Raw genomic sequence first — 25,006 nt, forward strand, 5'->3', positions numbered from 1 at the left:
TAAGTAAAAAAGTTAACTTATACGAGAGCTATTTTGTTCTTCAATCATTAAAGACCAATGTACATAACTCTGTAGTTGGATCTCTTCTTGGAGATTTTCAGCACGTAATGGATGCTCATTAAGCCACTGATAAGGCAGGGTAATAATGAGTGTTTCGCCCTCAGTACGTAATCGTAATGCAGGAAGTGTATCATCGCGACGACGGCTGGCAAAAATAATAGCTAATCGTAGTAGACGCACTAATTGATTGGCTTGATTTATCGGCAATGCATTTTGATGATTAAGAGGGGCAAGATCGATAATTCCCATTTGATTTCTTAATAACGAGGCCAATAAGCGTCGTTGCGCTGGCGTGTATCCAGGTAAATCAAGATGAGAAAGTAGATAGCTTGCATGTGACGGTGCTTGACGAAAATCGACACTGAGCCCAATTTCATGCAGTGCACTGGCACTATTAAGTAATTCACGACAGCGATTATCTAACTGCCAACTTTTACTGACTTGAATAAAAAAATGTTCAGCCAGTTGTTGTACGCGGTGTGCTTGCTCAATATCAATTTGAAAACGACGTTGGATATTGCGAAGGGTGCGTTGGCGAATATCTTGCTCAATAGGTAAGTGCAACATGCCATAAACTAACCCTTCTCTTAATGCGCCTCCTGCAAGGATCATATTTTCAATGTGCAAGGTTTCAAATATGGCGATCAAAATAGCAAGCCCACTTGGAAACACTAAGGCTCGCTCAAAAGTAAGCCCTTCAATTTCCAATTCTTCCAACTTTCCACATTCAATGGCTTTATGTTTAAGTCGTTCCAGCTTAGGCAAGGTAATTAATTCATCCATTCCTTGCGCAATCATGATTTCTTGCAGTGCTTGAACAGTGCCTGATGCACCCACGCAGACTTGCCAGCCTTGTTGAAGTAATTTCTCTGCAACAGGGGCGAGTATCGCTTTCGCCGCATTTTGTGCTTTGGCAAAATTTTCTTGAGTGAGGGTACGGTCAGTAAAATAGCGCTCTAGCCAAGTCACGCAACCCATGCTTAGGCTCATCAATTGCGTCGTTTTAGCGCCAGTGCCTGTCACTAACTCTGTGCTTCCACCGCCAATATCCACCACTAAACGTTGTTCTGCACCTCCAGTGGTATGCGCAACACCACGGTAGATAAGGCGTGCTTCTTCCTCACCACTAATGACATGGATCGTATTACCCAGTATTTTTGACGCTTTAGCGACAAAAATGTCTGCATTTTTAGCAATACGTAATGTGGCTGTCGCGACGACTTTGATTTGTTCTGCTGGAATATCACGCAGATATTCAGAAAACAGTCGTAAACATTGCCAACCGCGTTCCATTGCCTGTTCTGACAATTCATTTTCACTGTTTAGGCCCGCAGCTAGTCGAACTTTACGTTTCACGCGGAAAAGTACTTGTATTGATCCCGCAATTTCTCGAACAACTAACATATGAAAACTGTTAGAACCTAAATCAATAGCAGCATAAAGTGATGAAGATTTCAGCATAATTTATGGATGACTCGGGCGTTTATTTCGGTTGTTACGTTGAGTATTATTTCCTCTGTTTCGCGACGGCGCATTATTGCGACGAGGCTGACCTTGGCGAGGACGGTGACGACGTTTAGGTTCAGGAAGATCTGTCAATAACGCATCACTATTATATTTACTCACAGGAATAGCATGTTGAATATAGGTCTCAATTGCAGGTAAATTTAGAGCATATTCTTCACACGCAAGACTGATTGAATTACCACTATTACCCGCACGTCCGGTTCTACCGATGCGGTGAACATAATCTTCACAATCATCAGGTAAATCATAGTTAAAAACATGCGTTACAGATGGAATATGAAGACCTCTAGCTGCAACATCAGTGGCAACCAGAATATCAATATTACCTTGGGTAAAATCTTCTAAAATACGCAGACGTTTTTTTTGCGGAACATCACCTGTCAATAAACCAACGCGGTGTCCATCGGCAGCGAGGTGTGCCCAAATGTCGTCACAGCGATGTTTTGTATTGGCGAAGATGATACAGCGATCAGGCCATTCTTCTTCAATTAACGTTTGGAGAAGACGCATTTTCTCTTCATTCGAAGGATAAAAAAGCTCTTCTTTTATACTAAAACCTGTTTTTTGTTCAGGCTCAACTTCAACGTATTCAGGGTTATTCATTTGTTCAAAGGCAAGTTCTCTTACACGGTAAGATAGTGTTGCAGAGAACAACATATTCATACGCTCAGCCGCAACTGGCATACGACGGAAGATCCAACGAATATCTTTAATAAAGCCGAGATCGTACATTCTATCCGCTTCATCAAGTACCACAACTTGAATTGCGCTAAGATTAATATGACCTTGCTTAACGTAGTCAATTAAGCGTCCAGTTGTGCCAATAACAATATCGACACCATTACTTAATACTTTTAGTTGTTCATCATAGCCGTCGCCACCATAGGCGAGACCCATTTTAATCCCTGTGTTTTGCGCAAGCTCTTTAGCATCAGAATAAATCTGCACGGCTAATTCGCGTGTTGGCGCCATAATAAGGGCACGAGGTTGATTCGTTTCATGCCCTTCTTTTGCAGGGTGTGTTAAAAGATAATGAAACGTTGAGGTTAAAAACGCCAACGTTTTTCCTGTTCCTGTTTGGGCTTGCCCGGCAATGTCTTGACCTTTCACAGTGATAGGTAACGTCAATGCCTGAATTTGTGTACAATAAGAGAACCCTTTTTTCTCAAGGGCTTCTATCACTTTTGGATGCAAGGCGAAGTCGGAAAACTTCTTTTCTGTCAAATATGTTTTGCTCATAATGTAATAGAATATCAGTTATGGGTTGCATTACAAAAGTTTATCCGCTGAAATGCAGACAGACTTTTGTTATTTAATGTTACACTGGTACGGTCAATATTATTCTTTGGAGTAGAACAATGAGCGATAAAATCCTTCACTTATCTGACAGCAAATTCGATGCTGATGTATTAAATGCAACCGGCCCCGTGCTCGTTGATTTCTGGGCTGAATGGTGTGGCCCATGTAAAATGATTGCTCCTATTCTAGATGAAGTTGCAACAGAATACGCTGGTAAATTAACAGTTGCGAAGCTAAACATCGATCAAAACCCGCTGACAGCACCAAAATTTGGTATTCGCGGTATACCTACACTGATTTTATTCAAAAACGGTGAAGTAGCGGCAACTAAAGTTGGTGCATTGTCAAAAACTCAACTAAAAGAGTTTTTAGACGAAAATATCTAATTTGATTTAGATATCAAAAATAAAGTAGGACGTTTAGACCTTGTCAGTATTTCTGTTATTGACCGCTAGACGTCCGCTTCGAAGCGTGATAAGTTAGCGCTACTTACTTACATAATATATCGGATCTTCTTGTCAATATGATTAGACATGATTAAATAAGTCTGAGATATTGAATATCAAGCGTGCAAAGTAATAGAATTGAATAACATGATATGATATTTAATCTAATATGATATTTAATATAAGTAATCTGAATTCATCTAACCAGTCAAGTTGCCTTAGAATAATCTATAGTATTCAGGGAATATAAATTTTTCCGAGTATGTTCCTAACCCATAAGTTGAAAGTACACTCATGGCATTGCGATAATGAATGTCACTTCTCTGGGGATAAAGCAGACTGGTCTAATAGTATTAATACTCTCTAACATTACCATTTTAGTTATACCCTTATGTTAGAAAGTTATAATCTGTAATTTTACACATGACGAAACTGACAGCGATTCGCTGTTATACTATTCACGTTCATAGTTCGAGAGTTACCCCGAGTTATTAAGAACCCACCATTATGAATCTTACCGAATTAAAAAATACGCCGGTATCAGAACTGATAGCACTTGGCGAAAATATGGGGCTAGAGAACCTGGCTCGAATGAGAAAGCAAGACATTATTTTCTCTATCTTGAAGCAACACGCGAAAAGTGGAGAAGATATTTTCGGTGACGGTGTGCTGGAAATATTGCAGGATGGCTTTGGCTTCCTACGTTCCGCAGACAGTTCCTACCTTGCTGGTCCCGATGATATCTACGTTTCTCCAAGTCAAATTCGCCGTTTTAACCTTCGCACTGGTGACACCATCGCAGGTAAAATCCGTCCTCCTAAAGAAGGTGAACGCTATTTTGCCCTCCTAAAAGTTAATGAAGTTAACTTTGATAAACCAGAAAATGCCCGCAGTAAAATCCTCTTTGAAAACTTAACACCTTTACATGCTAATAATCGTTTACGCATGGAACGTGGTAATGGTTCAACAGAAGACTTAACCGCGCGTGTTCTTGACTTAGCGGCACCAATTGGTCGTGGTCAGCGTGGTCTTATCGTTGCTCCACCAAAAGCAGGTAAAACAATGTTGCTGCAAAATATCGCAGCAAATATTGCTCATAACTACCCTGATTGCGTATTGATGGTACTTCTGATTGATGAACGTCCAGAAGAAGTAACCGAGATGCAACGCTTGGTAAAAGGTGAAGTTATCGCATCGACCTTTGATGAACCAGCTTCTCGCCACGTACAAGTTGCAGAGATGGTCATTGAAAAAGCAAAACGCTTAGTTGAGCATAAAAAAGACGTTATCATCCTGTTAGACTCTATTACTCGTTTAGCACGTGCTTATAACACTGTGGTACCTTCATCAGGTAAAGTGTTAACTGGTGGTGTGGATGCAAACGCATTGCATCGTCCTAAACGTTTCTTCGGTGCAGCGCGAAATGTTGAAGAAGGTGGTAGTTTAACTATCATTGCAACAGCGCTCGTTGATACTGGTTCTAAAATGGACGAAGTTATCTACGAAGAATTTAAGGGTACAGGTAACATGGAATTACACCTGTCTCGTAAAATCGCTGAAAAACGTGTTTTCCCAGCGATCGATTATAATCGTTCTGGTACACGTAAAGAAGAATTGCTGACGACTCAAGATGAGTTACAAAAAATGTGGATCCTGCGTAAGATTATTCATCCAATGGGTGAAATCGATGCAATGGAATTCCTCATTAATAAATTAGCGATGACGAAGACAAATGAAGAGTTCTTTGACTTTATGAAACGCTCATAGCATTTATTAACAAAGTGGCTAAGCTAATAACAACATTAAAATATTAAAAGAGTGTGCTCTGTTACAGAATAAGTAATATCCCCTCAATTTATATGCCGTTAAGCTCGTTTACTTTGTTAGAATGACGATATGATAAAAACGCCACACTATTGTGGCGTTTTTTGTTTTTATTTTTTATGGGTGTAATTAAATTTTGAGTGCAGTATTTTAGCGAGAAGTTGGTATATATATTGCATGTTTTAGTAATTGATAAAAATAGCGATGGCATCAATAAAAATAGTTAAGGAAAACTTATAATTGATGAAGGGTGGTGGGTTTTGAATAAACTCGTCGTGGTGGAGCTGGAAAAAGAATAAAAACACATGGAAGGGTAAAATAACCAGCTATATTTATTATAGAGAACAGTACTGTGGATATACTAAAAATGAGCACAAGCGTTTTTTATGTGTTCTTATTTTCTTTCGCATTTTTATTCTTGGCTCGTAAAATTGCAAAAAAAATAGGACTCGTGGATAAACCGAATTATCGTAAAAAACATCATGGATTGATCCCTCTTGTGGGTGGGATTTCAGTCTATTTTGGTATTGTTTTCGCATTTTATATTTCAGATATCTACATTCCTCATAAGGAATTGTATCTGGCATGTGCGGGACTTCTTGTTTTTATCGGTGCGTTAGATGATCGTTTCGATATTAGTGTCAAAATAAGAGCAACAATCCAAGCATTTGTTGGGATCGTGATGATGGTGGGGGCAGGATTAAAACTGGACACACTAGGTCATGCTTTTGGTCCTTGGGAAATGCATTTAGGGCCTTTTGGTTACATTGTGACACTTTTTGCTGTTTGGGCAGCAATAAATGCCTTCAATATGGTTGATGGTATTGATGGATTATTAGGTGGTCTCTCTTGTGTTTCTTTTGGCGCGTTAGGCATTTTGTTATATCAAAGTGGTAATTCTGCACTCGCATTCTGGTGTTTCTCATTTATTGCCGCAATTTTGCCTTATATCCTTTTAAATCTAGGGGTTTGCGGTAAAAAATTCAAAGTCTTTATGGGGGATGCAGGTAGTACCCTTATCGGGTTTACCATTATTTGGCTATTAGTTGCATCAACACAGACTCAGCCTCGTCCTGTAAAAGCAGTCACTGCATTATGGATAATTGCTATTCCTCTTATGGATATGGTGGCAATTATGTACCGCCGTTTACGTAAAGGGATGAGCCCTTTCTCACCAGACCGTCAACATATTCATCATTTGATTATGCGTGCAGGTTTTACCTCTCGCCAAGCCTTTATTTTAATCACGGTGGCTGCAGCACTTTTAGCCGCGATTGGTATTATCGGTCAAAACCTATCATTTGTCCCTGAATGGTTCATGTTGGCATTATTCTTGCTTGCATTTGTTATGTATGGTTATTGCATTAAACGCGCGTGGCGAGTCGCTCGTTTTATTAAACGACATAAGCGTCGCTTACGTAGAGCAACACAACAGCATTAATATAAGCAGAGGTTTTTTAACGTGATGAACTCGGAAAATAACGCCTCCCGACAGGGTAATCAGCCAGATAACGAACTCGATATTCGAGGTCTTTGTTGTGCGCTTTGGTCAGGAAAAAGCTGGATTATAGGGTTCGCTCTGCTTTTTGCTGTGATTGCACTTGGGGCATCTTATTTGATGCAACCTAAATGGAGTGCAATCGCAATGACAGAGAAACCAACGATAAATAACTTAGGCAGTTATTATTCGCAATCTCAGTTTTTACGTAATCTTGATACACAAATTAATCCATCAGCGCAAACTCCAGCCTTAAGTATTCCTGATGAAGCTTATCAAGAGTTTGTTACACAAATTGCTGCTTTTGATACCCGTCGTGAGTTTTGGCTACAAACGGATTATTTCAAACAACGCAAAGAAAGTGATGAGCAAGCTAATGCTGCGTTATTGGATGAGTTAATTAACAATATTCAATTTACGCCTTCTGATGAGAAAAAGTTGGTTAATGATCAATTAAGACTCATTGCCGAATCCTCAAAAGAGGCGAGCCAATTATTAAATGAGTATATTGCTTTCGCTAATAAAAGAGCATCTACTCATCTTAATGATGAAGTGATAACCGCATGGGCAACAAGAACACAGTCAATGAAAGCGTTAGTTAAACGCCAAGAAATGGCGGCTCAAGCGGCTTATCAACGTCAAATTAACTTATTAGAGCAATCAATAAAAGTTGCTGAGAAACAAGGTATTTCTCAAAAACAGACATCTATTGCGATTGATGAGTTACCTGACTCTAAATTATTCCTGCTAGGTGTTCCTCTATTGCAATCGCAGCTAGAAACTTTAGTGGCAACAGGTGCTGATTTTGATAGTGATTATGATCAAAATACAGCAATGTTAGCGACCCTCGCTGTGGGGGCAAAATTGCAAGATAACTTCCAAACTTACCGTTTCTTACGTACTCCTGAAGATCCTGTAAAACGTGATAGTCCTCGCCGTGCCTTTATGATGGTGCTTTGGGGAGCAATTGGCGTATTAGCAGGTGCAGGTGTTGCATTAGTAAGACGTAGCTCATTAAAAAAATAATAATTATTAAATTTTGTCATTGATGACAATAACGAGACATCAGGTGTTTCGGCACCTGGTGTATTGAGTATAAGGGCATATTGCTTTCCCAAAAATAAGCGATATAACAACGAAGAAAAGAGAGCCACTGTGAAAGTGTTGACTGTTTTTGGCACACGCCCTGAAGCGATAAAAATGGCACCTTTAGTGCACGCTTTAGCAAATGATGATTCGTTTGAAGCGAAGGTATGTGTTACGGCCCAACATCGAGAAATGCTTGATCAGGTATTAAATCTTTTTGAGATCAAACCAGATTATGATCTCAATATTATGAAACCAGGACAAGATTTAACGGATATTACCTGTCGTATTTTAGAAGGGTTAAAACCGGTATTAGCATCATTCCAACCTGATGTTGTTTTGGTGCATGGTGATACAACGACAACCATGGCAGCAAGTTTAGCCGCATTTTATCAACGAATTCCAGTTGGCCATGTGGAAGCAGGGTTGCGTACAGGCAATCTTTATTCACCGTGGCCAGAAGAAGCCAATCGTACTATTGCAGGGCATCTTGCCATGTATCATTTCGCACCAACAGAGACAGCAAAATTAAATCTGGTACGAGAAGCGGTTGCAGATAAAAATATTTTTGTTACTGGAAATACTGTTATTGATGCGTTGTTTTGGGTGAGTGATAGAGTGATGGGCAATCAAACACTCTTAAATGAACTCGCTGTAAACTATCCTTTTATTCAGCCAAATAAAAAAATGATCCTTGTGACGGGGCATCGTCGCGAAAGCTTTGGTGGTGGTTTCGAACGTATTTGCCAAGCATTAGCTGAAATCGCATTAGCACATCCTGATGTTGAAGTTGTCTATCCTGTTCACTTAAACCCAAATGTGAGTGAGCCTGTTCAACGTATTCTTCACGGTATTGACAACATTAAACTAATACAGCCACAAGATTATCTCCCCTTTGTTTATTTAATGAATCATGCTTACCTTATTTTAACCGACTCTGGTGGGATCCAAGAAGAAGCGCCTTCATTAGGTAAGCCCGTTTTGGTAATGCGAGACACAACAGAGCGCCCAGAAGCGGTTGAAGCCGGCTCTGTTCGTTTAGTGGGAACCGACACCAAACGTATTGTTAGCGAAGTAACCTCTTTATTGACAGACGAAAACGCGTATCACCAAATGAGTAAGGCGACAAACCCTTATGGTGATGGACATGCCTGCCAACGTATTCTTGAAGCATTGAAAAAAAATCAGGTGACATTATGAGTTTTGAAACTATTTCTGTTATCGGCCTCGGCTACATTGGTTTACCTACAGCGGCAGCTTTTGCCTCTCGTAAAAAAAGCGTCATCGGTGTTGATGTTAATCAGCATGCAGTTGATACAATTAATAAAGGTCAAATTCACATTGTTGAACCTGATCTCGATAAAGTTGTAAAACAAGCCGTTGAAGAGGGGCACTTAAAAGCCTACACCACGCCACAGCCAGCAGATGCTTACCTTATTGCGGTACCAACACCTTTTAAAGGTGAGCATGAGCCTGATTTGGCTTATGTTGAATCAGCCGCACGCTCTATTGCACCTGTACTGAAAAAGGGCGACCTTATTATTTTAGAATCGACGTCACCGGTTGGTTCTACTGAACAAATGGCACAGTGGTTAGCAGAAGCTCGCCCAGATTTAACGTTCCCTCATCAAGACGGTGAAGAAGCAGATATCGATATTGCTTATTGTCCTGAACGTGTATTACCTGGTCAGGTCATGATTGAGCTTATTCGCAATGACCGAGTTGTTGGTGGGATGAACCGTAAATCCTCAGAGCGTGCGAGTGAGTTATACAAAATTTTCCTTGAAGGTGAATGTGTTATCACCAATGCGCGTACCGCAGAAATGTGTAAGCTAACGGAAAATAGTTTCCGTGATGTTAATATTGCATTTGCTAATGAATTATCGCTGATCTGCGCTGACCAAGATATCAATGTGTGGGAGCTAATTAGCTTGGCAAACCGCCACCCACGCGTCAATATTTTACAACCAGGCCCCGGCGTTGGTGGACACTGTATCGCAGTTGACCCTTGGTTTATCGTGTCACAAAATCCAAAACAATCTCGTTTAATTCACACTGCGCGTTTAGTCAATGATGGCAAACCAGTGTGGGTTATTGATCAAGTGAAAGCTGCGGTTGCTGATTGTCTTACCGAAACGGGTAAACGTGCTAACGAAATTAAAATAGCCTGCTTTGGTTTAGCCTTTAAACCTAATATTGATGATTTACGTGAAAGCCCAGCCATGAACATCACTAAACAAGTGGCAGATTGGCACAGTGGTACGACATGGGCTGTTGAACCTAATATTCATGAGTTGCCAACAAAACTGAAAGGGATCACTGAATTAGTGTCAACTGAACAAGCATTAAAAGATGCTGATATTGTATTAATGCTCGTTGATCATCAACAATTTAAAGCGATCCCAGGTAGTAAAGTCACTCAAAAATGGATTGTAGATACTAAAGGAGTATGGCGTTGAAACGCATTCTAGTTACAGGTGGAGCCGGTTTTATCGGCTCTGCTGTTGTTCGACATATTATTGAAAACACCAATGACAGCGTTGTTGTGGTGGATAAGCTGACTTATGCTGGTAATTTAGAGTCACTAGCGACAGTGGCTAACAGTGAACGCTATGCCTTTGAGCAGGTTGATATCTGTGATAGATCAGAGCTTGACCGCTTATTTGCTCAATATCAGCCAGATGTTGTGATGCACTTAGCCGCTGAAAGCCATGTTGACCGTTCTATTGATGGTCCTGCCGCGTTTATTGAAACCAATATTGTCGGTACTTACACATTACTGGAAGCCACTCGTCATTATTGGCAGGTACTCTCTGAAGATAAGAGAACAGCATTTCGCTTTCACCATATCTCAACAGATGAAGTGTATGGCGATCTAGAAGGTACAGATGATTTCTTTACTGAAACTACACCTTATGCGCCAAGTAGCCCTTATTCTGCTTCTAAAGCATCAAGTGACCATTTAGTACGTGCATGGCTACGGACTTATGGCTTACCTACAGTGATCACAAACTGTTCAAATAACTATGGTCCTTACCACTTCCCTGAAAAATTAATTCCTTTAATTATTTTAAATGCGATTTCAGGAAAGCCATTGCCTGTCTATGGAAAAGGTGAGCAAATTCGTGATTGGCTCTATGTTGAAGATCATGCTCGAGCACTCTATTTAGTCGCAACAACAGCAACACCAGGTAAAACCTACAATATTGGTGGCCATAATGAGCGCCGTAATATTGATGTTGTTAAAACAATTTGTGCGCTATTAGAAGAGTTATATCCAGCAAAACCTGAAGGTGTTGCTCAGTATATTGATTTAATTACATATGTAAAAGATAGACCTGGTCATGATCTGCGTTATGCCATTGATGCTGCGAAAATTGAAACTGAATTAGGTTGGAAGCCCGAAGAGACATTTGAATCAGGTATTCGTAAAACTGTTTTGTGGTACTTAAATAACGAAACATGGTGGAAACGCGTACTTGATGGCTCTTATGCTGGTGAACGTTTAGGGCTTGGAAACTGATTAAGTAAAAGGATAAATGATGAAAGGTATTATTTTAGCGGGTGGCTCTGGTACACGACTACATCCGATAACCAAAGGGGTATCGAAACAGTTGTTGCCTATCTATGATAAGCCCATGATCTATTATCCGCTTTCAGTTCTGATGCTTGCTGGTATTCGAGATATTTTGATCATCACAACACCTGATGACATGACCTCATTCCAACGTTTATTAGGTGATGGTTCTGCATTTGGTGTTCATCTTCAATATAAAATTCAACCATCGCCAGATGGTTTAGCTCAAGCGTTTATTTTAGGCGAAGAATTTATTGGTGATGATCATTGCTGTTTAGTGTTAGGCGATAATATCTATTTTGGTCAAGGATTTAGTCCAAAACTAAAACAAGTTGCTCAACGCGAACGAGGAGCGACAGTCTTTGGTTATCAAGTGATGGATCCTGAACGATTTGGTGTTGTTGAATTTGACGATAATTTCAAAGTATTGTCGATTGAAGAAAAACCGGAACAACCTAAATCTAATTGGGCAGTAACCGGGCTTTACTTCTATGATAGCCGTGTGGTTGATTTTGCTAAAAAAGTAAAACCTTCTATTCGTGGTGAACTAGAAATTACCTCTATTAATCAGATGTATCTCGAGTGTGGCGAGCTTAATGTTGAACTGTTAGGGCGTGGTTTTGCATGGTTAGATACCGGCACTCACGACAGTTTAATTGAAGCCAGTACTTTCGTTCAAACAGTTGAAAAGCGCCAAGGATTTAAAGTGGCGTGTCTTGAAGAGATTGCTTGGCGTAATGGATGGCTCAATGATGACCAAGTAAGAGAGAGTGCAAAATCACTGTCTAAAACGGGTTATGGTCGCTATCTATTGGATTTATTACATGTCCGTCCTCGCCAATATTAATTATCTTGAGTGGGAAAGTGAATTTTTCTCACTCAAAACGGGGCGTCTTGAGTTTGATGCTCACGCGCCTGTATTAACAGATAAACAGCTTGATGCATTTGCTCTGATTCAAGCTAAAGTCGCATCTCATGAGCTTTCACTCATCGATAAACTCAGTCAATTAGGTTTTCAATTTGCGGAAGGTGAAATTGATTTTAAACTTCCAATTGGCATAGAAAATGCTTGTAAGAAAGCGCCTGAATTATGTTTTAGAAAGGCCAATGATGCTGATATTAATTTACTGATGGAAACTGCATCAGAGGCTTTTGTACAAAGTCGTTTTCGAGCACCTTGGTATCAAGAAGACGATAGCAGTCGTTTTTATGCATTATGGGTTAAAAAAGCGGTACTAGGTACGTTCGATGATATCTGCTTACTGACTTATGATATTGAAAATAACATGAGTGGCTTTGTCACTTTACGTCGTCTATCTGAAAGTGAAGCAAGAGTGGGGTTACTTGCGGTAATGCCCAATAGAACAGGACAAGGCATTGGTAAACAACTGATGTCGGTCGCGAAGCTTTGGTGTCAACAGCAAGGTATTTCAACCCTATATGTTGCAACACAAATCAGCAATATTGCAGCTTCGCGTTTATACACACACAGTGGTGGCTTAATAGAGAGCACCACTTATTGGTTATACAGGGGATAATATGATTCCGTTTAATAAACCACCCGTTGTCGGCACCGAATTAGAATATATGAAACAAGCCATGGAAAGTGGCAAGCTCTGTGGTGATGGCAATTTCACAAAAAAATGTGAAAAGTGGTTAGAAGAACAATTTCATTGTCATAAAACGCTGTTAACGCCATCTTGTACTGCATCGCTTGAAATGGCCGCTATCTTATTAGATATCAAGCCAGGTGATGAAGTCATTATGCCGAGCTTTACCTTTGTTTCGACCTCTAATGCGTTTGTATTACGTGGAGCAACCATTGTTTTTGTTGATATTCGTCCAGATACTATGAATATCGATGAAACAAAAATTGAAGTGGCAATTACAGACAAAACTCGTGCTATCGTGCCTGTTCATTATGCGGGTGTTGCGTGTGAAATGGACACGATTATGGCTATTGCGAAAAGACATAATCTGTTTGTTATCGAAGATGCGGCGCAAGGTGTCATGTCAACTTACAAAGGTAAGGCATTAGGCACTATTGGTCATATTGGTTGCTATAGCTTCCATGAAACTAAAAACTATTCATCAGGTGGCGAAGGTGGTGCAACGCTCATTAATGATCCTGATTTAATCAATCGCGCAGAAGTTATCCGTGAAAAAGGCACTAATCGTAGCCAATTTTTCCGTGGGCAAGTCGATAAATACACTTGGCGTGATATTGGTTCTAGTTACTTAATGTCAGATTTACAGGCGGCTTATTTATGGGCACAGCTTGAAGAAGCCGAAAAGATTAATGAACGTCGCTTAGCGTTTTGGCAAATTTACTATGATGCATTGACGCCATTAGCAGAGAAAGGTTTATTAGCGCTTCCAATCGTTCCTGAAGGATTAGAACACAATGCACATATGTTCTATATCAAACTGAACGATATTGAGCAACGTACTGCGTTTAATGACTATATGAAAGCGCACGATGTTTTAACTGTCTTTCACTATGTGTCATTGCATACCAGTCCAGCCGGTATGAAATTTGGTCGTTTCGATGGTGAAGATATTTTCACTACACAAGAAAGTGAGCGTTTAGTGCGTTTACCTATGTTCTACAATATGACAGAAGAAGAACAGCAAACCGTTATTGGCCATATTCGCGATTTCTTTGCTTAATTATGTCATTAGCCAAAGCATCAATTTGGACAGCGGGATCAACCCTGATAAAAATCGGGGCTGGTCTGCTTGTCGTCAAGTTACTCGCTGTCTCCTTTGGTCCTTCTGGTGTGGGATTAGCGGGTAACTTTCGTCAATTAATTACCGTACTTGGCGTATTATCTGGTGCGGGAATTTTTAATGGTGTGACGAAATTAATTGCACAATATCAAGATGATGACATCCAACGCAAAAAAGTGTTGGGTACTTCATCATCCATGATTTTGTTGTTTTCTACACTATTAGCTATTTTATTTCTTCTTTTTTCCGCCCCCATTAGCCAAGTGTTATTTGGTGATGATTATCATCAATATCAGGATGTTGTAAGAGCCGTTGCTTTTATTCAAATGGGGATAGCGTATAGCAACTATTTTCTGGCCATATTAAAAGGTTATCGAGATGCCACAGGTAATGCCTTATCAGTGATCGCGGGTAGCATTATTGGTGTTGTTGCTTATTATTTATGCTATTTATTTGCGGGTTATCACGGTGCGTTGATCGGGCTAGCATTAGTCCCTGCGCTGATCTTATTTCCTGCTACAGTAATAGTATTAAAACGTAAACGGTTTGCGTTAAGTGAGCTTAAACCTCGTTGGGATAAGGCAATTGCAAGCCATCTTGGTAAATTTACTATTATGGCGATACTGACATCGATTACGTTGCCAGTCGCTTATATCATGATGCGTAATCTACTTGCTGAGCACTATAGCTGGGATGATGTTGGTATTTGGCAAGGTGTAACAAGCATTTCAGATGCTTACTTGCAGTTTATTACCGCCTCTTTTTCTGTTTATTTGTTGCCAACACTCTCTCGATTAACGCAAAAGAGTGACATTACCAAAGAGATCGTGAAATCGCTGAAGTTTGTACTTCCTGCGGTTGCCGTTGCTAGTTTTATGGTGTGGTTATTGCGTGACTTTGCGATTTGGTTACTGTTTTCAGATAAATTTGTCGCTATGCGTGATTTATTTGCATGGCAACTTGTCGGTGATGTTTTAAAAGTAGGCGCCTATGTCTTTGGCTATTTGGTCATTGCAAAAGCGGCACTACGTTTTTATATCCTTACAGAAGTAAGTCAATTTGCTTTACTAACACTATTTTCCCGTTGGCTTATTCCTGAACATGGCGCACTTGGTGCTACTCAAGCCTATATGGCAACGTATATTATTTACTTCCTTCTCTGTAGTTCTGTTTTCGTGATTTATTGCAGGCGCAAATGACAACTTTGATTTACGTACTAGGTTCAGACATTGTGCATCATAACAACACAATGTTACGGTTTTTTAACGACCACCTCGTCACTGAGGCGGGATTAACGTATAAACCTCGTTTTATCGTTGCCAGTAAAGATACTTCACTGCAAGAAAGCTACCCAGCTTTAGACATTGAGTGTTTAGCGGATAAAAAGCAGGTTGCGCAGAGAGTGATTACATTGGCAAAGGCCGATACTCACCAACGGTTTCTTTTTTTAGGCCAATTTAATGCCCCGATTTGGCTGGCATTACTGTCAGGTAAAATTAAGCGTCATCAGTTTTGGTGGCATATTTGGGGGGCTGATCTGTATCAGGATTCTAAGCAACTCAAATTTAGACTGTTTTATCTTCTCCGCAAGTTGGCACAAAAACGGGTAGGGCGAGTGTTTGGTACACGAGGTGATCTTAATTACTTCGCGCAGTTTAATGTTAATATTCCAGCAAGTTTGCTCTATTTTCCAACAAGAATGGATCCCGCACTGACGGTGACAGAAAAGTCATCTATTGATGCGCAGCAAATCACTATTATTGTCGGAAACTCAGGGGACAGGTCAAATCGCCATATCGAAGCATTACAATCGATAGCAGAACAATATGGAACGCGTGCAAAAGTGATTATCCCAATGGGATATCCTGATAATAATGACGCATATATTGATGAGGTCTCTCACGCTGTTAATCAGTTACTTCCTGATAATCAGGTTGAAATTTTACGTGATAAACTGGCATTTGATGATTATTTAACCTTATTAAAAACATGTGATTTAGGCTATTTCATTTTTCATCGCCAACAAGGTATTGGTACGCTTTGCCTACTTATCCAATTTGCGATCCCTTTTGTTATTAGCCGTCAAAACCCATTTTGGCAAGATTTAACAGAACAGAATGTTCCAGTTTTTTTCTCAGGAGATAAATTAGACGTTGCACTGATTGAAGAGGCTCAACGTCAATTACTCATGCTAGATCGCCAAAATATTGCCTTTTTTGCGCCTAATTTTACTGAAGGTTGGAAACAGTTGATTGAGATAAGTACAGGAGAGCCCCAATGACATTGGCGGAACTGGGTGGCTTAACACTCGTTTACTTTATCTCCCTAAGTTTTATTTTATTACTGACTTATCAAGAGTTTCGTCGAGTTCGTTTTAATTTTAATGTTTTTTTCTCAATGCTCTATTTGCTGACATTCTATTTTGGTTTTCCACTGACCTGTATGTTGGTGTTCCAATTTGATGTCGCGGTTGTTCCGGTTGATTCATTGTTATACGCATTATTAGCTTCTACCAGCTTCTATGCTATTTATTATGTTACTTATAAGGTTAGGTTGAGAAAGCCCGTTAGCGGCCCTTCTAGGTCGTTATTTACGATGAATAGAGTAGAAACTAATCTTACTTGGATCTTATTGGCATTAATTGCATTTGTGACGGTGGGAATTTTCTTCCTACAAAATGGTTTTTTACTCTTTAAGCTCAAAACATATAGTCAAATTTTTTCAAGCCAAGTGTCTGGTGTGGCGCTTAAGCGCTTTTTCTACTTCTTTATTCCCGCCATGCTGGTGGTTTATTTCTTAAAACCGACACAGCAACGCTGGATTTTCTTCCTGTGTGCAACGGTTGGTTTCGGAATTTTAACTTATATCATAGTGGGTGGAACTCGCGCGAATATCATTATCGCTTTTGCTCTGTTTTTATTTATCGGCATTGTTCGTGGCTGGATAACGTTGTGGATGCTGGTTGCTGCGGGTGTGATGAGTATTGTCGGGATGTTTTGGCTGGCATTAAAACGTTATGGGCTTGATGTTAGTGGGGCTGAGGCTTTCTATACTTTCTTGTACCTAACTCGTGATACGTTCTCTCCTTGGGAAAACTTAGCATTATTACTTGATAATTATGACAAGATTGAGTTCCAAGGGCTTGCTCCAATTATTCGTGATTTTTATGTTTTTATTCCCTCATGGGTTTGGCCTGAGCGTCCTGATGTTGTACTTAATTCAGCAAACTACTTTACATGGGAAGTCCTTGATTACCATGCCGGTCTTGCGATTTCACCAACCTTAATTGGTTCTTTGGTGGTGATGGGGGGGGTTGTGTTTATCCCATTAGGCGCAGTGGTGGTGGGGTTAATTATTAAATGGTTTGATTGGTTGTATCAGCAAGGGCTTAATGAAAACAATCGTTATAAATCCGCTATTTTACAAGCATTCTGCTTTGGGGCTATTTTTAATATGATTGTTTTAGCGCGAGAAGGGGTTGATTCCTTTGTCTCTCGTGTTGTGTTCTTCTGTTTAGTTTTTGGTTTATGTTTAGTTGTTGCAAAACTACTTTATTGGTTATTTGAAAGCGCGGGATTAGTGCGTAATTACGTGACTCGTCAAATACAAAGTGAACCTCGTTTAGAGAAAAAGGAAAAGTAATGGGATCCAATTCAATTCCGAAGTATTCAATCCGTGGACATGATATCTGGGGATTTCGCGATATGGCTCATTTTCTGGATTATCTTTATGAAGGAACACAAATAAAAAGTGGATCTCTGATCGCCATAAATGCAGAAAAAATCCTAACTGCAGAAACCGATACTGCTTTGAATGAATTACTTAACGAAGCAGATTATCTTTATGCAGATGGCATTAGTGTTGTGCGCGGTATTCGCCGTAAGTATCCAGATGCAAATGTTTCTCGTATTGCGGGTGCAGATTTATGGGAAGCATTAATGGAAAGAGCTGGTAAGGAGGGAACGCCAGTCTTTCTTGTTGGTGGCAAACCCGAAATTTTAGCTCAAACCGAAGGTAAGCTAAAAGCACAATGGAATGTGAATATTGTCGGAAGTCAAAATGGTTACTTCACACCTCAAGATAGAGATGCGTTATTTGAGCGTATAAAGGCCTCTGGTGCGAAGATAGTAACTATTGCTATGGGTTCACCTAAGCAAGAGCTATTCATTCGTGCATGCCGTGAGATTTACCCTGATGCATTATATATGGGCGTGGGTGGGACTTATGACGTATTTACAGGTCATGTTAAGAGAGCACCGAAAGCATGGCAGAACCTTGGCTTAGAATGGTTATATCGTTTGTTATCACAACCAAGCCGAATTAAGCGCCAATTTAAGTTGCTAAAATTTGTTGGATACTACTATTCCAATAAATTGTGATGGTCATTGAGCGTTTGTTTGTTAGATTTGTGAGCTAAATGATTTATTCACGTTTTCATCTAGCATCTTTATTGTTTAATTATTATACTAGTGGGGCGTTTAGCGTGTAAAAACGCTCCATTTATCGACGAAATGCACAAACTATCGTCAAACAAACTTTTTTTTTCAAAAAGCACTAGACAGACAGTGCGTAAATCCGTACTATCCTCTCCCGCAACGGCGTGAAGCGCCCGTAGCTCAGCTGGATAGAGCGCTGCCCTCCGGAGGCAGAGGTCTCAGGTTCGAATCCTGTCGGGCGCGCCATTAAAGCGTGCTAAGAGTTACGGAGAAGAGCGTTGTTGTAAGAAGTAATAAGATAGCTGTTATGGTGGCTATAGCTCAGTTGGTAGAGCCCTGGATTGTGATTCCAGTTGTCGTGGGTTCGAGTCCCATTAGCCACCCCATCTTATCTTACTTATTGTTTATGCGAGGGTGGCGGAATTGGTAGACGCGCTAGCTTCAGGTGTTAGTGTCCTAACGGACGTGGGGGTTCAAGTCCCCCCCTTCGCACCAATAAACAAGATAAGAGCAGTAATTCAGACGGCGAGTAGCGCAGCCTGGTAGCGCAACTGGTTTGGGACCAGTGGGTCGGAGGTTCGAATCCTCTCTCGCCGACCAATAAGAGAAAGCCCCGATTTTATCGGGGCTTTTTCGTATCTGCAGATTTATAATCTCACATTTAAACTTAGTATATTTATTTTTCCATATCCATATCCATATCCATATCCATATCCAATTCTAGCTTTGGCTATCTTTTTCTGGTGCTTATTATTAATCGGATCTCAAATAGGAACAATAACGTCACTCTTTATAAGTGATATCTGGTCTTATCACTTAAGGTTTATTAATAATTTAATTTATCACCTTATTTTAATCCTCATAAAAAGAATAAATGAATTAATAAAAAAATATAATTTAATTATATGAAATATAACGATTTTATTTTTTATGTCGGCAAATGCCAACACTTGCCATTTTTAATGTCGCCAATAGGTGACACTTAACTCCTTGATTTATTGATCTTAAATGGGTTGTATGTTTTTCTTGTCGTGAAAAAGAGACGTATGTTAGGCCTTATATTTTCTTTTCTATTTAGCAATAGCGGTGTGAAAGCACAGGCAACGTGCTTTTTATCATAAAAAATGAGTGAAACAGAAAAGGGAAGCTAAAATTCAATAAGTTATCTTATATTTTTAAAGCGGGGGATTTTTTTATCAAAAAAATAAAAATTGGCACGTTAAATGCATTATTTATATCGTAGATGCTCATTCCACTCCTTATGATAGCATTGACTTCATAAACCTAGGAATGATGCAGAGCCGATTATTCGGTGCCTACGTCCACGTTAACGATGAACATCATTCATCATCAACAGGACGAAACGTTGAGTGAGGCACCATCCGTCTGTAGACCTGATTGTATATTTATGCGCCTGTATAGTTTTATACAGGCGTTTTTTTCTATATGCTTTTTCTACGCCATATAGCCTATTCGTTTTGTGTTCATCGCGTTATCACGTTATCATCCAGCGCAAGGATAGACGGGGGATAGCAGCATCATGATAAATAAACAAAAAGTATACCTTGCACAGGAAAGGCTTTTTCTTATAGAGAAGTTTGGTCCATTGTTATTCTTTTTGATCCCACTGATCATGCTGATTATTGGTGGCAAATCATGGGCTAAGTATGTGGCTTTTCTTTGTCAGGGGATCGCACTGATTTATATCATGGTGTTTTACCAAGCAAGAAAATATTACTTGTCGTTTAATCAAGAAAACTCGAAAGGAATACCCAGTCGTTTTTACCGTATTGCATGGGGATATATATTTTTGACTTTATGTGTAGAAGTGGTGTTGTTATTTCAACATAGCTTTTAAATCCCAATAAAAAACCCTCAAATAAAAGAGGGTTTTTAACATAGCCGATTAAACGATATCTACTATAAGTTTATTTACTTTTTTTAGGCTCTTCAAAAATGACAGAATCTTTTTTAAGAGTCATTAATAAAGCATCCTTACGCACTTTGGCCGACTCCTCAGATTTTTTCTGTTTATCTAAGGCATCAGCAAGCCATGCAAAGTCATGAACATCAGGACGCTGTTTTAACGCATTACGAAATGCTGTTTCTGCTTGCGACCATTGCCCTTGCTGCATGGCAATTTGACCTAATGTACTGTTGAGTAATGGTGTCGGGCCATGTTGCTTAATCAGTGAATTTAGCACTTTTAAAATCACATTAGCGTCTGTATTTTTTAAACGTGGCAACAGCAAGATCAATCGCTCATCATACTGACGTTTGATCCCTTCTAAGATGATCGTTTGAGCAGTAACAGGATCGTTGCACTCAATAAGATGTTCAGCTAAAACAACACGTAATGCATTATCATGATGTACTTTACGCGGTTGTGCTTTCCACCAATTTTTTAACCCATCACAGCCACTTTCGGACATTTTTTGTCCCATAATGCCAATGTAGGCTTTTTGGCGTAATTGTTCTAATTCATCATCCGTATGTAATGCAATTTTTTGCATTGATGGAATGATATCAAGCAATGCTTGCCAAGCAGCAGTTCGTGTATAAGCGGTTTCAGCTAAACGTAAAACCTCAGGATGACGAGGTGCCTGATTTAATAATTCATCAACCCCAGTACGCGCCGCATGATTTTCATTTTGTGCTAATAAAATACGCACTCGTGTGATATCAACAGGGAGCTGATTGGTATCTGCGAGTTCGGCGGCGCGTTCAAGATGTTGCTGAACTCGGAATTCATCACCACGCTGTTGTGCTGCTTCTGCCGCTAATAGGTAGTTTACAACTGGTTGTTCTGCGTAGTCTGCGTTGCGACTCATCAGTTTTTCAACTTCTTTAAAGTCGCCTTCTGCCAATTTCATTAACGCCATACTCGTTTGTTTACGAGCACGATTACGTTTACGGAAAGAAAACCAACTATAGGCTTTTGAACCTGTACCAATAAAACGGCGATAACTCCAGCCAATCAGCAACAGCGCCAATTGCAATAAAATAAACATAATGACGAGGCTGGTCACACTGGTTTCAATATCCCAATTATCCGTTTGTATAAGTACGTAGCCTTGATGTCCTGCCAATATTGGGCCAAAAATGATGCCCGCAATAAGCACCACAAAAAGGAGCAGTATTTTTAACATAAGCTTATTCTCCTTGTTGTGTTACTGGCACATCAGTCGTTGTACTATCACTAGCTGCATCTTGTACACTTTCTGATGTGCTCTGTTCCGCTTCTACTGCTTGTGCATCTTGAGCTTCAACCGCTTGCGGTTGAGTATACTCATTTTGCGTCAATAAATTACGGATCTGTCTTTCTACACGTTTTTCTAACAGTACAGGACTTTTTAATTCAGTAGGCATTGTCAGCGTGATAGGTTGTTTTTCTAATTCAGAGACAGTATCTAAAAATGCGGTTGTACTTGGATCTGAGGTATCAAAATAAGCACGAACCCAAGTGGATACTGCTTCAAGCGATTGCTGGTAGATCTCAGTCTGATGGCGAGGAACAGCTTGGGAAGCAATTAATAAACGTGAACGAATATTCTCACGTAAATAGATATCTTGGTTGGGTGCTAATAAAGGCACGGCTTCAGTATCTCGACGACGGATAGTAATGAAGTCATCCATAAAGCTTTTCCAGCTTTTACTTAGGTTTTGTTTCCAATCTGACAGCGAACCTGAAATAGTTTCGTCATCTTTATCCATTGGTGAGCCATTACGCTCAAGATCTGCTAAACGCAGATTATCAACCTGATTAGCTAATTGATTTATTTGTAAGATAGTGCCGTCATTATCAATCTTGGTTAATGCGGCTAAACTACTGATATCTTCATTAATAGCACGACGAATTTCAAGTAAACTTGGATCGTTCATTTCTGCTAAGCTACTATCAGCACCTTTTAGTAAACTAACGGCGGTCACTACATCTTGGTCATTCCATAACTTACGACCGGCCATTTTCACCATAAAATCGGCTTGTGCTAATAACCAGCTTTTGACATCCGCGCTGGAAATAGCCGCAAATCGAGTTTGTAGATCTTGAATTTGATTATCTGTGGCTTGGCGCTCGTTTTGTAATTTCTCAATAGTTTGTTTTTGTGAATTAAACAAACTATCAATATTATCAAAACGTTGTTGATAGGTATTTTGTAGCTGCTGCAATTGAGTAAGTTCTGATTTAAGAGATTGATTTTCAGCGCTTAATTTTGATGCTTGTTGATTGGTGTAATAGTAGAGACCACCACCGATAGCCAAAATAACAAGGATAGCAACAGCACTTCCAATTAGGCCTGAGCGCTTGTTATTCACAGGTTTGACTTCCTGATAGCGGACATTCTCATCAGCTTTAGCTGCATCTTTTAGTAAGTCATTATCATTCGTATTTTTCTGTTCCGTCATATCGGTGTCTCATTTAGGTTCTATATTAATGCATGAAATAAAGCATCATTATTGGCACTTTCAGCAACGGTGACGGTTTCCCACCCTAATGTTTTTGCTATTGTTGCTAATCGTTCACTCACCACAAATAAATGGCAGTTTAACAGCCATGCTTTCTTAGAATCAGCGACCAGATCAAAGAGTTGTTGTAACATTTCACCGCTAGTGACAACAAGTGTATCAACCTGTGCTTTTTCCCACTGAAGCGCAAAAGCGTCAGGGGAATAATGAATAAATAGGCGTTGGTAACATTCGCATTCATCAATCATTGCGCCTCGTTGGTGCAATGTTGTTGCGAGTAAGTCACGACCACCGTTACCTCTAAGCAGTAAGATCTGTTTATTTTTCACCTGATTAAGTATAGGAAGCGCAAGAAGATCTTCGCTAGTTTCTCCTTGCTCAGGATAGTGAATAGAAAGACCGCTTAAATGTTGGAAATCCTTTGCTGTGCTTTGACCTATTCCATAATAGGATAGCGTATCTGGCCATGATTGTTGTAATTGATTTAGTTGCCAGTTTGCGTATGACACCGCATTTTTAGAAAGTAAAAAAACACAATCACCCGCCTTTAATCCTTTTAGTTTAGCATCTAATAAAGGGAGTTCACGACCTGCGGTGATCTCTATTAAAGGTGCATGAAATGCTATTTTTCCAGCATCAATTAAACGCTGGGTTAATTCTTTTCCTGCGGGATCAGGGCGAGTGATTAGGATACTCATGCGGGTGCGTTGCCTTGATATACCGCCGTTAGAATGGCTCTGGCGCCTTTATCTAAAAGCTCTTCAGCCAGTGAAATACCTGCGGTTTCAGCTTCTTGTGGGGAAACTAAACGCTCACCACGTAAAATAGTTTCGCCGTCAGGTGAACCGACTAGAGCCCGTAACCAAATTTTGTCATCTTGCCAAATGGCATAACTTCCAATTGGAACCTGACAACCACCTTCAAGGCGCGTATTCATTGCGCGCTCTGCTTTAACGCAAATTGCTGTACGAGAATGATTGAGAGCATCTAATAACTGACGAGTATCATTGTCATCTAAGCGACATTCAATTCCAACGGCACCTTGTCCAACCGCGGGTAAGGATTGCTCTGCAGATAATGGTGTACGGATACGTTCATTCAAACCAAGACGCTTTAAGCCTGCAACAGCAAGAATAATGGCATCGTAATCGCCGTTATCTAATTTACCTAAGCGAGTGCCTACATTACCTCGTAAATCACGAATAATCAGATCAGGGCGTTGTGCTTTTAATTGGCATTGGCGACGTAAACTTGATGTGCCTACAACGCTACCTGATGGGAGTTGCTCTAATGAATCATAATGGTTAGAAACAAAGGCATCTCGGGGATCTTCGCGTTCACATATTGTCACTAATCCTAGGCCTTCGGGAAAATCAATTGGAACATCTTTCATAGAATGAACGGCAATATCTGCGCGTGATCCAAGTAGAGCAAGTTCTAATTCTTTTACAAAGAGTCCTTTACCACCCACTTTAGCTAAAGGTGTATCTAAAATGATGTCACCTTTAGTGACCATCGGTATTAATTCGACGACTAAACCTGGATGAGCAAGTTGTAGTTGTTCTTTCACATAAAGCGCCTGCCACATGGCAAGAGGGCTTTGGCGGGTAGCAATACGGATGGTACTTTTTGACATAATAGTATTATCTCTTCCGAGCGATTAGCGATATTTTTGTTTAGAAATAAGGCATTGTTTTAACACTTTAAGGCTCAATTTTCCAGTTAAGGCGCTTTGAGTCGTGATAACAATGAAAGAAATAGAGGGTTAATCGAAAAAGAAAAAAAGAAAAAGGAAATAAAAAATAAGTAAAGTAGTGATCCATTGCGATGGATTTATCTATTTTCTGAGTTTTATTCTTTTTATATCTATATAAAGAGTATGGTTATTTACAAAATTAAAACATTAATCTATTTCTATTAACATTTCTTTGTTGATAAACAAAATAAATGTAACACCTAATCTGAACACATTGATAAAACAACTATTATTCCAAATGGCGTTTTTTGGAGAATTACTTTTTAATATATAAAGACACGATAAAATTTAACAAAAATG

At 39.8% G+C, this 25,006-nt stretch carries 21 protein-coding genes and 4 tRNA genes; 19 read left to right on the forward strand and 6 right to left on the reverse strand.

All coding sequences use genetic code 11. The features are described from left to right. Positions 1-12: 12 nt before the first annotated feature. Together gppA and rhlB are read right to left on the reverse strand one after the other, a co-directional pair. Complete coding sequence (gppA, locus tag JEP40_RS16910; RefSeq protein WP_198624503.1) at positions 13-1,521, reverse strand: guanosine-5'-triphosphate,3'-diphosphate diphosphatase; 1,509 nt, start codon at positions 1,519-1,521, stop codon at positions 13-15. Between the two features lie 3 nt (positions 1,522-1,524). Beyond that, a complete protein-coding gene (gene rhlB / locus JEP40_RS16915) occupies positions 1,525-2,826 on the reverse strand; it encodes an ATP-dependent RNA helicase RhlB (RefSeq protein ID WP_198624504.1) in 1,302 nt (433 codons plus the stop codon). Between the two features lie 119 nt (positions 2,827-2,945). Between rhlB and trxA the strand changes: the two genes are divergently transcribed. The 19 genes from trxA (at position 2,946) to JEP40_RS17010 (ending at position 20,341) form a co-directional block, all read left to right on the forward strand. After that, a complete protein-coding gene (trxA, locus tag JEP40_RS16920; protein WP_198624505.1) occupies positions 2,946-3,272 on the forward strand; it encodes a thioredoxin TrxA in 327 nt (108 codons plus the stop codon). Between the two features lie 567 nt (positions 3,273-3,839). After that, positions 3,840-5,099, forward strand: a complete 1,260-nt coding sequence (gene rho / locus JEP40_RS16925) for a transcription termination factor Rho (RefSeq protein ID WP_036939597.1) — start codon at positions 3,840-3,842, stop codon at positions 5,097-5,099. A 409-nt stretch (positions 5,100-5,508) separates the two neighbouring features. Further along, entirely contained in the window at positions 5,509-6,597 is a 1,089-nt protein-coding gene (gene wecA, locus JEP40_RS16930; protein WP_109410128.1) for a UDP-N-acetylglucosamine--undecaprenyl-phosphate N-acetylglucosaminephosphotransferase, read from the forward strand. Between the two features lie 24 nt (positions 6,598-6,621). Then, complete coding sequence (wzzE, locus tag JEP40_RS16935) at positions 6,622-7,680, forward strand: ECA polysaccharide chain length modulation protein (RefSeq protein WP_198624521.1); 1,059 nt, start codon at positions 6,622-6,624, stop codon at positions 7,678-7,680. A gap of 129 nt (positions 7,681-7,809) precedes the next feature. Next, positions 7,810-8,940, forward strand: coding sequence for a non-hydrolyzing UDP-N-acetylglucosamine 2-epimerase (gene wecB / locus JEP40_RS16940; protein ID WP_198624506.1), 1,131 nt, complete (start codon positions 7,810-7,812; stop codon positions 8,938-8,940). Next, positions 8,937-10,199, forward strand: coding sequence for a UDP-N-acetyl-D-mannosamine dehydrogenase (wecC, locus tag JEP40_RS16945; RefSeq protein ID WP_198624507.1), 1,263 nt, complete (start codon positions 8,937-8,939; stop codon positions 10,197-10,199). Before wecB ends, wecC begins: the two co-directional genes overlap by 4 nt. Continuing rightward, positions 10,196-11,263, forward strand: coding sequence for a dTDP-glucose 4,6-dehydratase (gene rffG, locus JEP40_RS16950; RefSeq protein ID WP_198624508.1), 1,068 nt, complete (start codon positions 10,196-10,198; stop codon positions 11,261-11,263). The genes wecC and rffG overlap by 4 nt, the downstream gene beginning before the upstream one ends. A gap of 19 nt (positions 11,264-11,282) precedes the next feature. Beyond that, on the forward strand, positions 11,283-12,164 hold the full coding sequence (rfbA, locus tag JEP40_RS16955) for a glucose-1-phosphate thymidylyltransferase RfbA (RefSeq protein WP_198624509.1): 882 nt from the start codon (positions 11,283-11,285) through the stop codon (positions 12,162-12,164). Then, the gene (gene rffC / locus JEP40_RS16960) at positions 12,142-12,855 is read left to right on the forward strand and encodes a dTDP-4-amino-4,6-dideoxy-D-galactose acyltransferase (RefSeq protein WP_198624510.1); all 714 of its coding nucleotides are present in this window, start codon (positions 12,142-12,144) and stop codon (positions 12,853-12,855) included. The genes rfbA and rffC overlap by 23 nt, the downstream gene beginning before the upstream one ends. A 1-nt stretch (position 12,856) precedes the next feature. After that, on the forward strand, positions 12,857-13,987 hold the full coding sequence (gene rffA, locus JEP40_RS16965) for a dTDP-4-amino-4,6-dideoxygalactose transaminase (protein ID WP_198624511.1): 1,131 nt from the start codon (positions 12,857-12,859) through the stop codon (positions 13,985-13,987). Positions 13,988-13,989: 2 nt separating this feature from the next. Next, positions 13,990-15,246, forward strand: coding sequence for a lipid III flippase WzxE (gene wzxE, locus JEP40_RS16970; RefSeq protein WP_198624512.1), 1,257 nt, complete (start codon positions 13,990-13,992; stop codon positions 15,244-15,246). Further along, complete coding sequence (locus tag JEP40_RS16975) at positions 15,243-16,328, forward strand: TDP-N-acetylfucosamine:lipid II N-acetylfucosaminyltransferase (protein ID WP_198624513.1); 1,086 nt, start codon at positions 15,243-15,245, stop codon at positions 16,326-16,328. Before wzxE ends, JEP40_RS16975 begins: the two co-directional genes overlap by 4 nt. Beyond that, a complete protein-coding gene (wzyE, locus tag JEP40_RS16980; protein ID WP_198624514.1) occupies positions 16,325-17,689 on the forward strand; it encodes an ECA oligosaccharide polymerase in 1,365 nt (454 codons plus the stop codon). Before JEP40_RS16975 ends, wzyE begins: the two co-directional genes overlap by 4 nt. Then, complete coding sequence (gene wecG / locus JEP40_RS16985) at positions 17,689-18,426, forward strand: lipopolysaccharide N-acetylmannosaminouronosyltransferase (RefSeq protein WP_198624515.1); 738 nt, start codon at positions 17,689-17,691, stop codon at positions 18,424-18,426. The genes wzyE and wecG overlap by 1 nt, the downstream gene beginning before the upstream one ends. Before the next feature lie 226 nt (positions 18,427-18,652). Next, positions 18,653-18,729: transfer RNA gene (locus JEP40_RS16990), tRNA-Arg, on the forward strand. A 64-nt stretch (positions 18,730-18,793) separates the two neighbouring features. Beyond that, positions 18,794-18,869, forward strand: a tRNA-His gene (locus tag JEP40_RS16995). 22 nt (positions 18,870-18,891) lie between these two features. Then, a tRNA-Leu gene (locus JEP40_RS17000) sits at positions 18,892-18,978 on the forward strand. Positions 18,979-19,006: 28 nt separating this feature from the next. After that, positions 19,007-19,083: transfer RNA gene (locus JEP40_RS17005), tRNA-Pro, on the forward strand. 940 nt (positions 19,084-20,023) lie between these two features. Further along, entirely contained in the window at positions 20,024-20,341 is a 318-nt protein-coding gene (locus tag JEP40_RS17010) for a hypothetical protein (RefSeq protein WP_198624516.1), read from the forward strand. Positions 20,342-20,411: 70 nt separating this feature from the next. Here JEP40_RS17010 and hemY read toward each other — a convergent pair whose 3' ends face one another. Genes hemY through hemC form a run of 4 tightly spaced genes read right to left on the reverse strand, consistent with a single transcriptional unit; the run spans position 20,412 to position 24,586 of the window. After that, positions 20,412-21,632, reverse strand: a complete 1,221-nt coding sequence (gene hemY, locus JEP40_RS17015) for a protoheme IX biogenesis protein HemY (RefSeq protein WP_198624517.1) — start codon at positions 21,630-21,632, stop codon at positions 20,412-20,414. Positions 21,633-21,636: 4 nt separating this feature from the next. Then, positions 21,637-22,890, reverse strand: coding sequence for a uroporphyrinogen-III C-methyltransferase (hemX, locus tag JEP40_RS17020; RefSeq protein ID WP_198624518.1), 1,254 nt, complete (start codon positions 22,888-22,890; stop codon positions 21,637-21,639). A 20-nt stretch (positions 22,891-22,910) separates the two neighbouring features. Further along, entirely contained in the window at positions 22,911-23,648 is a 738-nt protein-coding gene (hemD, locus tag JEP40_RS17025) for a uroporphyrinogen-III synthase (RefSeq protein WP_198624519.1), read from the reverse strand. Then, entirely contained in the window at positions 23,645-24,586 is a 942-nt protein-coding gene (gene hemC / locus JEP40_RS17030) for a hydroxymethylbilane synthase (protein ID WP_198624520.1), read from the reverse strand. Before hemC ends, hemD begins: the two co-directional genes overlap by 4 nt. Positions 24,587-25,006 lie beyond the last annotated feature (420 nt).

It is taken from the genome of Proteus vulgaris, from assembly GCF_016239305.1.
GTDB classification, from domain to species: Bacteria; Pseudomonadota; Gammaproteobacteria; order Enterobacterales; family Enterobacteriaceae; genus Proteus; species Proteus vulgaris_C.